This window comes from Bittarella massiliensis (ex Durand et al. 2017) (assembly GCF_009876955.1).
Lineage (GTDB): Bacteria > Bacillota > Clostridia > Oscillospirales > Ruminococcaceae > Bittarella > Bittarella massiliensis.
In genome coordinates, this window is record NZ_WWVY01000005.1 from 79,322 (window position 1) to 91,907 (window position 12,586).

A 12,586-nucleotide genomic window follows, 5' to 3' on the forward strand; every position below is an offset into this window, starting at 1 on the left:
CCTTTTTCAAATCTTCTTTTGTCATCAGACGGGGCATAGCGGACCCGCCTGCCGGAATACTAAGGGGGAGGTGAACCAAATGAACCGATCTTACAACTGCCTGTCCGACCTCCTCTCCGGCGACGCCGAGGCCAGAGACGCCTTTGCCCAGTTGCCCGGCTACGTGCAAGAGACCATCCGCCAGCGGGGCGACCATGTCTGCACCCGCGAGGCCCTGCTGTCCTACGCCGACAAACTGACCCGGGGGGACGACTGAGATGGGTCCCAACCAGTACGGAGTGGCCCCCTTGAGCGAGGAGGCCTGCCGCATCCTGCGGGAGGCGGAACAGGCCATCTGCCATTCCTGCGGCCAGCCAGTGGTGCTGGTCGCCTACCAAAAGGATGGGGAATGATCCCCGTCCTTTTTTCATCCGTTTGCATTTTTTCGCCCCCCCTTTTATAATGAACTGGCAGTGGTCGGCCGCCGGCAAACGGCCTGGCCAAATTTCTTGTACAGGGGGCCTTCCCATGTCGATCCGCCGCCGCAGGGCGCTCTTCACCGCCCTGCTCATCCTCTACACCCTCTTTGTCTTTTCCAACTCGCTGGACATGGGGCCCAGTTCCTCCTCTAAAAGCGGGGCGGTGCTGGCCCTCGTCAACGGCTTTTTTGAATCCGTCGGCCTCCCCCTTCAGCTCAGCGAACACTTCGTCCGCAAGGCCGCCCACTTTGCCGAATACTTCGGCCTGGGGGCGGTGGCGCTGGCCACCCTTCGCCAGTACACCGCCCGCTGGCGGCCCCACCTGGCGCTCCCCCTCTTTTACTGCCTGGTCGTCCCCCTGTGCGACGAGAGCATCCAGCTCTTGGTGCCCGGGCGCTCCGGGCAGATCAGCGATGTCTGGCTCGACTTTGCGGGCGCCCTCACCGGGCTGGCTGCGGCCGCCCTCCTCCTCTGGCTGTGGCGCCGCCGGGCAAAAAGCCTCCAAAATTGACGCCATTTCCCTCTGATTCTCCCCCCTTGTCCTGCAAACACTCTCTCTGAGGGGGGATTTCACATGTCCGAATCCGTTCATCTCTGTTTGAGCGACCTCATCGACCAGGACCTGACCAGCTACGAGTACTTTCACTCCCTGCCCGCCGACGTGCGCCAGCAGGTGGAGGAGAGCGATGTGCGCACCTTCTCCGAACTGCAGGCCTGCGCCGAGGAGTACCGCTGAAACAGATAGATTCCCGCCCCGGCACCAGCGCCGGGCAAAAAAGGGATGGGGCCGCCAAAAAATGCCGGTGGCCCCATCCCTTTTTTGCTGGAAAATGCAGAGAATTTACAAAAGGGGTTGCTCGTGACCCCACGTCACATAGTACAATGTCCTCAAAGAGGTGATTCGATATGGAGCAAAGAGAACTGCTCACCGTGGGCCAACTGGCCGCACAGATGGGGGTCACGGTGCGCACCCTGCAGTACTACGACAGAGAGGGCCTGTTAAAGCCCTCGGCCAAGAGCCCCGGCGGGCGGCGGCTCTACACCGGAAAGGACGTCGTCCGCCTCCACCAGATACAGTCCCTAAAATATCTGGGATTCTCCCTTCAGCAAATCAGGGAGAATCTCTTTTCCCTGGACACCCCCCAGCAGGTGGCCCTGGCCCTGGCCCACCAGCGGGAGGTCGTCGGCCGCCAAATCGCCGAGCTGCAGCAGGCCCTGGACGCCATCACCGCCCTGGAAAAAGAGGTGGTGCAGATGCAGGCGGTGGACTTTAAAAAATACGCCGAGATCGTCACCCTTTTGCAGCAGAAAAACGAGGGGTATTGGATCGTCAAGTTCTTCGACGACTCGCTGATGGAGCATATCAAAGACCGTTTTCGCGACCGGCCCGAGCAGGGGCTTGCCGTCTTTGACACCTGGAAAGCCCTCTGCGACGAGATCATCGCCATGCAGGAGGCGGGCGACATCCCGGACGGCGACACCCTCGCGGACATCGGCGGCCGCTGGTGGGCCATGGTGACCGAATTCACCGGGGGCGACCTCTCCCTCCTCCCCCAGCTCTCGGCCTTTGCCGACAGCAAGTCCCAATGGGGCGACGAGTTCCGCCAGCGCCAGGAGCGGGTGACCCCTGTTCTGGAGCAGGCCCTGGGCGCCTATTTTCAAAAGGCGGGTATCCGCCTCCCCGAACAGGAGGAACACTAGATGAGCAAGAGCGCACTCACCGTCCAAAACCTCTGCAAGCGTTACGGCGAAAAAGAGGTGCTAAAGGGGGTCTCTCTCACCCTGAAGGAGGGGGAGATCGCCGCCCTGCTGGGCCCCAACGGCGCCGGCAAGACCACCGCGCTGGAGTGCATCGAGGGGCTGCGCACCCGAGACAGCGGCAGGGTGGAAATATCCGGCCGCTTGGGGGTGCAGCTGCAGTCCTCTTCCCTGCCGGCCACCATCCGCCCGCAGGAGGCGCTGGAACTCTTCCGCCGCTGGAACGGCGGCGAGCGCGACCGGGAGGCGGAGACCGAACTGGGGATCGACGCCCTGGGTAAGCGCCCCTATCGGGCCCTCTCCACCGGCCAAAAGCGCCGCCTCCATCTGGCCCTGGCCCTCATCGGCCGGCCCTCCCTCCTCTTTTTGGACGAACCCACCGCCGGGCTCGACGTGGAGGGGCGGGCCGCCCTGCATCGGCAGATCGGCCGCCTGAAAGAGCGCGGCTGCGCCATCCTCTTGGCCAGCCACGACATGGCCGAGGTCGAGCGCCTCTGCGACCAGATCGTCCTCCTCAAAGGGGGTCGGGTCGCCTTTTCCGGCAGCCCCTCCGAACTGCTCTGCCAGGGCGAAACGGGGGCGCAGATCAGCCTCAAAACCAGCATTCCCCTCGATGCGGCGGCACTGCACAACTGCCGGTTCACCGGCGAACACCAGGGCTATGCCCTCTACCGGACACAGCAGCTCGGCGAAGGGCTGTGGGAACTGCTCTCCCTCGCCCGCAGCGCCGGTGTGCGGGTGGAGGACCTGCGGGTGGAGCACCAGAGCCTGGAGGACCGATTCTTGGACTTTGCACAGCAGGAGGAGACAAAATGACCGCTTTTTTCTATCAGGCCGTTCTTCAGTGGAAACTGGATCTGCGCAACCGCGACGTGCTGCTCACCTACTATCTGGTCCCCCTGGTCTTCTTCCTCTTCATGGGGGGCATCCTCACCTCCCTCGACCCCGGCGCCAAGGAGACGGTCATCCCCGCCATGTCGGTCTTCGCCGTGAGCATGGGGGCCTTTCTCGGCGCGCCGGTCCCCCTCACCGCCCTCTACGGCAGCGAGACCAAAAAAGCCTATCAGGTGGGCCGCATCCCCCTCTGGGCCCCGGCGGCGTCCAACTTCCTCTCCGCCTTTGTCCACCTCTTTCTCGTCAGCCTCCTCATCCTCCTGCTGGCCCCGCCCCTCTTTGACGCCAGCCTCCCGCCCCACCTTCCCCTCTATCTGGGGACGATGGCCCTCTTCCTCTTTTCCTGCCTCTGTCTGGGGACCGCCCTCGGCCTCTTCTTTCAGACCAGTTCCCGGCTGACCATGGTCGCCCAGGTCTTCTTTCTCCCCTCCATCATGCTCTCGGGGGCCCTCTTTCCCGCCGCCTTTCTCCCCGATCCCCTGCGGCTCGCCGGGCGCCTCTTTCCCGCCTCCTGGAGCTACTCCCTCCTCACCGGCGAGGGGGGATGGCCGGCGGTCGCCGCCCTCCTGCTCATCTCTCTTGTGGCCCTGGGCCTCTGCGGGTGGCGGCTTTCAAAGAGGGGCGGGCTTCTGACCCGCTGACACCTGCCGTTTCATGTGTGGGCGCTGTCAATGACAGCGTCCACCTGCTGTTTTTTAAGGGACAGCCGAAAGAAAATTGAAACAAATTTGTAGGGAGATAGGGGCTGCCAATTTCTCCTCTCTGTTGTATACTAAAAGGGCTACAAAAACAAATGGGAGGGATTTGATGCAGCCCCTTGTCAACCAGTGCGGCGGCCGCGCCGCCATCGCCGCCTACCTCGCCGGCACCCTGGCCATCGGGGTGGTGGATTTTTTCTGTTTTCCCTGGCCCTACCTGTTGGTCACCGCCGCCGCCCCCCTCTTTCTCCTCATCCCGCCGCTGGCCTACCGCCTCCTTCGCCTGCGGCCGGTCCCCGCCCTCAGCCGGGCCGTCGCCCTCTTCGCCTTTCTCGCCTACGGGGTGGGCATCGCCATGAAGGGCTACCACTGGTTTCCCTGGTTTGACAAGTTCGTCCACCTCCTCTCCGGCGTTCTCTTTGCTCTGCTGGGCCTCTGCCTCTTTGCCTACCTGAAACGAAATCGCCCCCTCGCCAAGGAGGACGCCCCCTTTGCCTTTTACTTCGCCCTCTCCTTTCCCATGCTCATCGCCGCCTGCTGGGAGATTGCCGAGTACGCCTGCGACTTTGTCTTTCACACCGATCCCCAGCGCGTGCTCACCACCGGCATCCACGACACCATGCTCGACATGATCGCCTGCCTGCTGGGGACCCTGCTGGTCCTCTGGGCGCTCTGGCGGTTTCACCGCCGCCGAAAGACAGGCCCCCTGATGCGCGTCTTTCTCGATTTTTGGCAGGCCAACGCCGCCGTCCCCGCCCCTCTCGAGAGCCGCGCGCACTGACAGGCGGAAGATTTTCTAAAAAGGAACACCCTCTCCCCCTTTGCGCAAAAAGATGGTATAATGGAATTGGGAAAAAACCGTTATGAACGGACGGGCCATTTCCGCCCGTCCCGGTGTGAAAGGGGTGGGCCGACTGTGAAAAAGGCCAGGTATTTTCCCCTGCTGCTCGGGTCCCTCCTCTTGATGGCCCTCTCGGGCTGCAAGAAGGAGACCCCTCAGCTTTCGCTGAACATCCTCCCGGACAACGTCACCATGGAGGTGGGGGAGACGCGCACCCTCCCCTTTGAGGTCCAGTCGCCGGTCTACCTCTCCGGCAGGAACTGCCTCGTAAAGAACGCCGATGTGGTCCATGTTCGCTCCGATCTGGACGACGCACTCACCGTCGAAGCCCTTTGCGAGGGGGAGGCGACCGTCACCCTGGAAGTTGCGTACCAGGGGAGCAAAGCCTCGGACAGCGTCGATATCCTGGTTGTCCCCCCATCCGAAGGGGACTAGACACCCCCAACCGCGCAGAAACCCCCAGGGCCCGTGAATGGGCCCTGGGGGTTTTTACAGGGCAGCTCTCTCACTGCCAAAAGCGGCAAATCTTTCTCTCCAGCGAAGGGGGCAGCTCCCCCCGCCCCTGTGCGCCCGCAAAGACGACCCGCCCCATCCGCCTCATCCCCGCCGTGTGAAAAAACTCCTCCATGGCGCGGATGGCCCCCCGGCTCTGCCCACAGAGGTAATCAAAGGGGGCCGGGGTGTTGCAGGCGGTCAGCAGCAGGTACCGCTGGCGCGGCGACAGCCGGGGCTTGGGGAAGGTTTTGGTCTCCTCCATCGCGGTGCCGAGCAGCCGGTCAAAGAGATTTTTGACCGCTGCGGGCAGGTTGGCCCAGTAGGTGGGGGCGGCCAGAACGACTGCATCGCACCCCTGCAGGAGCCGGGCGATCCTCTGCACCCCGTCCGGCACCACGCAGCCCCCCGTCTCGATGCAGGCGCGGCAGCCCCGGCAAAGGCCGATTTCCTCCCGGTAGAGCTCCACCCTGTCCACCGCCCACCCGGCCCTCTCGGCAGCGGCGACGGCGCACGCCAACATGGCCGCCGTCGAGCCGTCCGGGTGCGGCCCCCCCAGAATCGCCAACAGTCGTTTCATCTCGCCCCCTCCTCTCTGGCAATGGCGCGGTAGAGGGTTTCAAACCCGCCGGCGAGAAACGCCTCTCGGGTGAGACCCATCGCCTTTTCGATGTACTTTTCCTTGCTGGCGGCCACCTGCATGAGGCCGGCCAGCATTGCCCAGAAGGCAAACACCGTGGGCAGGATCTCCAGGTCGGGGCGGAACGCGCCTGTCTCCATCCCCTCGCGCAGAAAGTGGCCCATCAGGTCGTTTATCTCCTCGCCCACGGCAAAGATTTCCCGCTCTACCGGCAGGGTGTCGGGGCTCTCCCAATCGATGTTGATTTCCCGCAGGGCCAGGCCAAAGAGGAAGGGCGCTTCCCCCTGGTAGCGCTGGAGCGCCCCGCAGACGGCGTCGTAGCGGCCCCGCGCGCCCGTCCCCTCCACGAGGGCGGACGACAGACAGTCCCGCAATCGCCGCATACTCTCCAGAGTGAGAGCGCCGACGATCTCCTCCTTGCCCTGAAAGTAGACATAGAGGGTGGCCTTGCTGTACCCCGCCTCCCGGGCGATTTCCTCCACTGTCACCGAATCCACCCCCCGCTTGGCAAAAAGGGCGGCTGCCGCCTGGGCGATGCGGCCCCGGTGGGCCTCTGCGGGTTCTTTCTTTCGTCTTCCCACCGGCTGTTCCTCCTCTTTATTAATTAAACTATCGGTTTAATTGATTCTACCACGACTTCTCCCCTTTGGCAAGGGCAAAAGCAGGAGGGGCCTTTCCAATTTGTCCTTCGCCTCGGACAGCGGTTCCCCCATTGGCCGCCCAAGACCGGTTGCCCGCCCCGTCAAACCACTTTCCCCTCCTTCTCCGGGGATGTCCGTCGGCACTTCTCTGCATTTTTCCGCGCAGAAGGCCGCCCGCCGGGCATAAAAAAGGGAGGGGCCGGCCGCCCCTCCCCGCTGTTTTTCTCATCTGCTGGCACCGGCCATCCCCTCGAATTTCTTCCCCACGGACACCGCGGCAAAAAGGGGTCCCCCTTTTTCAAATGGCTGTCCACCGACCGGCGAGACACCCTTTGGGAGGACGCTTCAAGCCGGATGGGCTCCCCCGTCGGACAGGTCACTCCCCCGCCAGGCGATGGGGAGAACTTCTTTGCGGCGAGGGGGCGTCTCCCCGCTCCGGCCCCTGCAGCCCGGCGGCTCTCGCCCCCTCCAAAGGAGGGGCTGACCGGTCCGCCATCTCGCACATCTCCCCCCAAAAGCGTTTGGGCATGTTTCCCCGCTGGCAGCGGGGGTTGACCCGGGCGGCAATGGTGGCGGACTGGTGGTACCCCCGCCACAACTGGCGGTAGAGCTGCTCCTGCGGGGTGTCGGGGGGGAGTTCCAACGCCTTGACCGAGACGATTTTGGCCCGGTGCGGGCGGTAGATCAGGGCCATCTGATGGGTCTTGTCGTGGATCATAAAGGTCTCCTCCGGGTAGCGGTCACAAAAATGCTCCCGCAGGACCGGCAGAACAAAGTGCTTGGGAGAAATTTGGGAGAGAAGGGCCCCGTCGTACTCGGCAAAGCGGACAAACCCCAGCAGCAGGTGCGCCTCGTTCGACACCGAGAGGGCCATTTTCTGCACCCGGCTCACCGCCTCGTCCCCCAGCATGTCGCAGACGGCAGGTCCATAGCGGTAGCCCCGGCAGAGGAAGCGGTAGAGCCAGAGGTCCCGCCCCCCTTCCCCGAACAGAAAGGCCCTCTGCACCAGCTGGCGGGCCTCCTCCCCCATCCGCTCGCCGATGGAGCGAAAGACCCGGCCCGCCCGCGCCCTGTCGCTCTCGATCTCCCGCACGGCGTAGAGCCCGGTCTGGCAGTCCTCCCGGCAGACGATGTCCAGGGGCGCCTCCCTCCTGACAAAGCTCTCAAAGACGCAGCAGAGAAATCCGGCAAAGCTGCCGTCGTGCAGGTAAATCAAATCTGGCCGGTCAAACAAGAGACCACATCCTCTCGGGTCACCGGCGGCTCGTCGAACAGGGAGAGCTGTTCCGGCCGGTTTTGGGGGAGCATGGCGGCGCTGCGCTCGGACACCAGGACGCGAAAGGCGGCCTCCGGGCTGATTTTCAGCCCCACCGCCGTCTTCCCCGAACAGGTGATAAAGTACTGGGCCCGCTTGAGCACCACCCCGATTTTTTTGAGCCCGTCAAAGTGCAGGGGGCCCAGCCGCCGGGCCTTGGCGATCCGCTGGGCGCTCTTGACGCCGATGCCCGGCACCCGCAGCAACATCTCGTAGGGGGCGCGGTTGACCTCGACGGGGAAGTGCTCCATGTGGTGGATCGCCCAGTTGCACTTGGGGTCCAGGTAGGGGTTAAAATTGGGGGCCCGCTCGTCCAGCAGTTCCCCCGCGTCGAAGCCGTAAAAGCGCAGCAGCCAGTCGGCCTGGTAGAGGCGGTGTTCCCGCAACAGGGGCGGCTTGGTGGTCAGGGCGGGCAGGAGGGCGTCGCTCTGCACCGGGGTGTAGGCCGAAAAGAAGACCCGTTTGAGACCGTATTTGCGGTAGAGGCCCTGGGTCAGCCGCAAGATCTGCAGGTCGGTGTCCGGGGTGGCGCCGATGATCATCTGGGTGCTCTGCCCAGCGGGGGCAAATTTGGGCGCGCCCCGGTAGCGCACCAGGTCGGTCTGGTTCTGGGCGATCCCGCTGGAAATCAGCCCCATGGGGCGAAAGATGTCCGCCTTCGACTTGTCCGGCGCCAGCAGCCGCAGGCTCTGCTGGCTGGGCAGCTCGATGTTGACGCTCATCCGGTCCGCCAGCATCCCCAGGCGGGCAATGAGCCGGTCGTCCGCCCCGGGGATGGCCTTGGCGTGGATATAGCCGCGAAAGCCGTACTCCTCCCTCAAGATCTGCAGGGTCTCGATCATCCGCTCACAGGTGTAGTCGGGGTTTTTGAGGATGCCGGAACTCAAAAACAGCCCCTCGATGTAGTTTCGGCGGTAAAACTGGATGGTCAGGTCGGCCAGCTCCCGGGGCGAAAAAGCGGCGCGGGGGGTGGCGTTGGAGCAGCGGTTGACGCAGTACTTGCAGTCGTAGGCGCAGATGTTGGTCATCAACACCTTTAAAAGGGAGACACAGCGCCCGTCGGCGGTAAAGCTGTGGCAGATGCCCGCGGCCGCCGCACTCCCCAACTGTCCCTTCTTGCCGGCCCGGTCCACCCCGCTGGAGGTGCAGGCCACGTCGTACTTGGCCGCATCAGAGAGGATCTCCAGCTTTTCCAGCAACTCCACCGTCATCCCCTCCTATCTTAAAATAAACATTTGTTCTTTTTTTATTTTAACCACCTTTTCTGCAAAAGTCAATTGCCCCGCAGCAAAATCCCCCTGTCACTTTTTTCCTGTCGTCTGTCCTCTTAAAAGAGGGAGTGCCTCCATCCCCCGCCAAATTTTTTCAGGCCTTTCCGCTTTGACCCGGTAGGCCGGGGACAAGACTCTCTCCGCTCCCTAGCCCTCTCCCGCGGCCAACCGCCGTCTACTCTCGCGCTGTTATCGTTTTAGCCCCCCTTCTTTTGGCGAATATCAGAGCCCCGGCATGGCAAGCAAAAATGTTCGCAATCCTTTTTCAAGTGCGACCCGCTTCATCCCCCAAACTTCCCCCTTCCAAAGTCCTCTTCTGGCTGGGAAAAAGGGGAGCGATAACAGGAACCACCCCTTTTCCGACTAGGGCTGTCCTCTGGCCATCCGGCAGCAATCTTTCTCTGACGGCGGCCCCGAGTTGCCTGGGGCGAAGGGTCTGCCAAGGGCAGAGGTCGTTCTTCCCCTTCCCTTTTTGCCTAAGCAATAGAAAAATGGTGACAAGGCAAACTCCTTGTCACCATTTTTCAGCTATCTTTGCCCTAGATAAGACTGCGGCCACGTCTTTTTCGACGGTGCTGTCTCCCCCCCTTCAGAGCGGAGACTTGTGTCCAGCCAGCCAATTTGAACGGGCCGTTCCGACCACTTCTAATGGACTGTCTCGGCCGCTTCTGCGGTGTACACACCGCAGAAAAACCCGCTTTGCAGCCCCTGCGGGCCGTCCTGCCGCGCAAAAGGTGCGCCGCCCACAGCAACAAATCTGCGGACAGCGCACCTCTTTTGGTCGATTTTCGCCCCTCTGCGGCCCAGTCTCCCCCGCAAAACGCTCCCTTTGCGAAAGGTCCGGGCGTCAAAAGACGATTTTATTGAAGTCCTTGCCCCCGGCCTTCTCCCAATCGCTGCCCACCAGGCCCACCAGCAGGTACCGCCCGGTCATGGGCTCCACCGGCAGGTCTTGCAGCAGGGCAAACTCCTCGATCTCGCCGGTGGTGCGCACGTGCATCCGCGGCCCGGTGCAGTGGTGCAGCTCGTCGCCGATGAGGATGTGCTCCTCATCGCAGTAGGAGATGGGGATGTCTTTGGCGATCAGCTCGTTGACCTCGGTCTCCAACCGTTTCAGGTCGATGTCCGGCTTTTCGGCAAAGCTGAGCACAAAGCCGTGCTTGACGTCGCCGTGGGTGTATTTGCCCTTGTACTTTTGCAAAATCAGGTGTTCACAGAGGTCTTCCGCGGTGTGGGCCATCTTGCGAAAGCGGATGGAGCCAAAGACGATTTTGGTCAGATCCTCCGGCTCGGGGCCGAAGAGGTTGGGCCGGGTGATGATGACCTCGCCCCCCACCCCGATGAGCAGGTGGGCGTTGCGCCCCCCCAAAAAGGGGTAGATGAGGTCAAAGTGCTCCACAATGACCCGCTTTTTCTTATCGATGGCCTTTAAAATGGCCTCGGCCAGCACGTGCATCTGGGTAAAGGCCGACTCGAAGCGGATGTCTAGGTGATAGGTGTGGGGGCTGTAAAAGCCCGAGTCGTCCTCGTCCACATCTAGGATGGGGAGGGGGCGGACGTTGACCCCCTCGTCGTCGTTGGTGAGTTCCAGCCCGGGGAACATCCCCTTGACCAGCATGCTCTTGCCCGAGCCCCCCTCCCCCACAATGCCGATGAGCAGGTCAAAGGGGCTGAGGTACTGCTGGGCGATCTGCATCCCCAAATCGGCCATCCGCACGTTGCCGCGGGGGGCGAAGAAGACACTGTACAGGTGGTTTTTCTGCATTCGATCGGAATAGGGCATGGGGCACTCCTCCTCTGCAAGACGGCAGGCGCCCCTCACGCGAAGCGCCTGCCGCCACAGCCCGCCGCTGCGGGCCCTCTGTCCGTTTTTTTACCAGTCAAATTCCAGGTCCAGCAGCGGGGCGTGCTGCTGGGCGCCGTAGACGTCGGTCTCTCCCAAGTCGCCCGAACAGATGGGGCGCTGGATGGTGATCTTGATGGCCTTGGCCGGCTGGAACTCGATGATGTTGATGATCTTCTCCGGGGGGATGTGGTAGAGACGGCAGACCACGTCCTCGTTGATGATCTTCTTCTCACAGGCCTTTTCAAAGCTGGCAAAGTCCTTGAACATGATGTCCAGCGTCAGCTCGTAAGGGCCGGAATTCTTGCTGCGGATGATCTCTGCGAGATCGGTGAGTTTCTGTTTCACAGCTCTCTCCTCCTCATTCTACCATTACAGGTCCACACAATCAACGGCAAAGGGGGCGACGGGGTCGTCGACGGCAATGACGTGATAGATGCTGAACACATAGACTTCGCCGGCGTGAAAATCGCTGGGCGAGTAGGGAAACGCCAGGTTGCCCGCGGTCGCCCGGCGGCCCTCATAGCCGTAGTGGAGCATGGTGGAGCGGGCAAAGGCGCAGATGGTGTCGGCCTGTTTCTGGGTGTCGGCCACCGCCTCGATGACGATGCCCAGCTCGTGGGCGCCCTCGGTGGTGGGGGTGGGCTCCAACTCCGCCATCACCCCGTTGCGGCCGTAGATGTTGAAGTGCAGGTAGTAGTGGAGGTCGGCGTCCCGGAAGTTGTCGGCCACCCGGGCGCGCACCCCTTCGAGCACCTCGTCGATCTTCTCGATCATGATGGGATCTCTGGCCCCGGCGATGGAGACGGTGCGGTAGCCGATGCAGCGCGCCCCCTCCAACTTGACGGTGTACGGGTCGGGCACAAAGCGGCTGCCGCTGACCCGGACAATGTTCTCCGTCTCCTGCTCAAATTTGCAGTCGGTCAAATCCAGGTGGCCGCCCGGCCCCGGCAGGATATAGGGGTTGGTCTTTTCGTAGAGGGTGTGGGCCGCCACCGAGAGGGTGGTGCAGCGGCGCAGGGGGCTCAAGGGCTCCACCCGGAAATAGTCCTCCCCAATGTAGCCGAACATGCAGTCCGAGCCGCTGCCGGGGGTGGCGCAGATGGAGGCGCACTCGAGGATCTTGCCCAGGTGGATGGCCAGCCCCTTGTCGCAGCCCGCCCGCACCGCCGGGGCGGCAAAGACCGACGGGTCGTAGGTGCGCCCGGCCAGAACGACCTGCGCCCCCTCGTCCAAAGCCTTGATAAAGGGCTCCATCCCCATCTGGCCCACAATGCGGGTGGTGGCGTCCACCGCCTCCTCGGTCAGTTCGGGCGCCGGGGCAAGGGGCTTCACCTTCCCCGCCCGCAGGGCCGCCTTGACGGCCTCTTTTGCAAACTCGGCGTGGATGACCGCCAGCTTGAAGTGGAGGTCCTTCTCCCGGGCGATCTCCTCTACGATCTCGCGGCACCAGTTCAGGTGGGGCTCGCCGCCACTGCCGCCGGCGGTGCCGATGACCACCGGAATGCCCTCCTTGACCCCGGCTTCCAGCATGATCTCCAGATCGCGCTTGACCGCGTCCCGGTCGGTAAAGGAGACCCCCGCCCCCAGGTAGTAGGGCCCGGGATCGCTGGAGCCCGCATCCACGGCGATCAGGTGGGGATGGCGCTTCATCCCCTCTTCAAAGCTCTCCTTGGGGAAGCCGTACCCCAGGATGGCGGTGGTGGACAGAATGCGAAATTCCTCTTTCATCAAA

General features: G+C 62.9%; 16 protein-coding genes. 9 read left to right on the forward strand and 7 right to left on the reverse strand.

Going from position 1 to position 12,586, the window contains the following annotated elements; all coding sequences use genetic code 11:
- The first annotated feature begins 79 nt into the window (after positions 1–79).
- From GT748_RS07435 to GT748_RS07470, 9 genes are all read left to right on the forward strand, one after another.
- A complete protein-coding gene (locus GT748_RS07435; protein ID WP_021659872.1) occupies positions 80–256 on the forward strand; it encodes a hypothetical protein in 177 nt (58 codons plus the stop codon).
- 1 nt (position 257) lies between these two features.
- The gene (locus GT748_RS15765) at positions 258–392 is read left to right on the forward strand and encodes a hypothetical protein (protein WP_021659873.1); all 135 of its coding nucleotides are present in this window, start codon (positions 258–260) and stop codon (positions 390–392) included.
- Positions 393–507: 115 nt separating this feature from the next.
- Complete coding sequence (locus GT748_RS07440) at positions 508–969, forward strand: VanZ family protein (RefSeq protein WP_021659874.1); 462 nt, start codon at positions 508–510, stop codon at positions 967–969.
- 63 nt (positions 970–1,032) lie between these two features.
- Positions 1,033–1,194, forward strand: a complete 162-nt coding sequence (locus GT748_RS07445; RefSeq protein WP_021659875.1) for a hypothetical protein — start codon at positions 1,033–1,035, stop codon at positions 1,192–1,194.
- Positions 1,195–1,364: 170 nt separating this feature from the next.
- Positions 1,365–2,159: a MerR family transcriptional regulator gene (locus GT748_RS07450; RefSeq protein ID WP_021659876.1), complete on the forward strand. Its 795-nt coding sequence runs from the start codon at positions 1,365–1,367 to the stop codon at positions 2,157–2,159.
- Positions 2,160–3,032, forward strand: a complete 873-nt coding sequence (locus tag GT748_RS07455) for an ABC transporter ATP-binding protein (protein ID WP_021659877.1) — start codon at positions 2,160–2,162, stop codon at positions 3,030–3,032.
- Positions 3,029–3,751 carry an ABC transporter permease gene (locus GT748_RS07460; protein ID WP_021659878.1) on the forward strand — a complete coding sequence of 241 codons (723 nt, stop codon included), beginning with the start codon at positions 3,029–3,031 and terminating at the stop codon, positions 3,749–3,751. Before GT748_RS07455 ends, GT748_RS07460 begins: the two co-directional genes overlap by 4 nt.
- A gap of 166 nt (positions 3,752–3,917) precedes the next feature.
- Positions 3,918–4,589, forward strand: coding sequence for a DUF2238 domain-containing protein (locus GT748_RS07465; RefSeq protein ID WP_021659880.1), 672 nt, complete (start codon positions 3,918–3,920; stop codon positions 4,587–4,589).
- 135 nt (positions 4,590–4,724) lie between these two features.
- Positions 4,725–5,084, forward strand: a complete 360-nt coding sequence (locus tag GT748_RS07470; RefSeq protein ID WP_021659881.1) for a hypothetical protein — start codon at positions 4,725–4,727, stop codon at positions 5,082–5,084.
- 70 nt (positions 5,085–5,154) lie between these two features.
- Here GT748_RS07470 and GT748_RS07475 read toward each other — a convergent pair whose 3' ends face one another.
- The 7 genes from GT748_RS07475 to GT748_RS07505 all read right to left on the reverse strand — a co-directional run bounded on the left by GT748_RS07475 (position 5,155) and on the right by GT748_RS07505 (position 12,582).
- A complete protein-coding gene (locus GT748_RS07475) occupies positions 5,155–5,721 on the reverse strand; it encodes a flavodoxin family protein (protein WP_161222326.1) in 567 nt (188 codons plus the stop codon).
- On the reverse strand, positions 5,718–6,362 hold the full coding sequence (locus GT748_RS07480; RefSeq protein WP_021659883.1) for a TetR/AcrR family transcriptional regulator: 645 nt from the start codon (positions 6,360–6,362) through the stop codon (positions 5,718–5,720). The genes GT748_RS07475 and GT748_RS07480 overlap by 4 nt, the downstream gene beginning before the upstream one ends.
- A 436-nt stretch (positions 6,363–6,798) precedes the next feature.
- Positions 6,799–7,656, reverse strand: a complete 858-nt coding sequence (locus GT748_RS07485) for a TIGR03915 family putative DNA repair protein (protein WP_081693006.1) — start codon at positions 7,654–7,656, stop codon at positions 6,799–6,801.
- On the reverse strand, positions 7,635–8,948 hold the full coding sequence (locus tag GT748_RS07490; protein ID WP_021659886.1) for a putative DNA modification/repair radical SAM protein: 1,314 nt from the start codon (positions 8,946–8,948) through the stop codon (positions 7,635–7,637). Before GT748_RS07490 ends, GT748_RS07485 begins: the two co-directional genes overlap by 22 nt.
- Before the next feature lie 907 nt (positions 8,949–9,855).
- Positions 9,856–10,791, reverse strand: coding sequence for a hypothetical protein (locus GT748_RS07495; protein ID WP_044992798.1), 936 nt, complete (start codon positions 10,789–10,791; stop codon positions 9,856–9,858).
- A 90-nt stretch (positions 10,792–10,881) separates the two neighbouring features.
- The gene (locus tag GT748_RS07500) at positions 10,882–11,199 is read right to left on the reverse strand and encodes a DUF4387 domain-containing protein (RefSeq protein WP_021659889.1); all 318 of its coding nucleotides are present in this window, start codon (positions 11,197–11,199) and stop codon (positions 10,882–10,884) included.
- 24 nt (positions 11,200–11,223) lie between these two features.
- Positions 11,224–12,582 carry an acyclic terpene utilization AtuA family protein gene (locus GT748_RS07505; protein ID WP_021659890.1) on the reverse strand — a complete coding sequence of 453 codons (1,359 nt, stop codon included), beginning with the start codon at positions 12,580–12,582 and terminating at the stop codon, positions 11,224–11,226.
- Positions 12,583–12,586 lie beyond the last annotated feature (4 nt).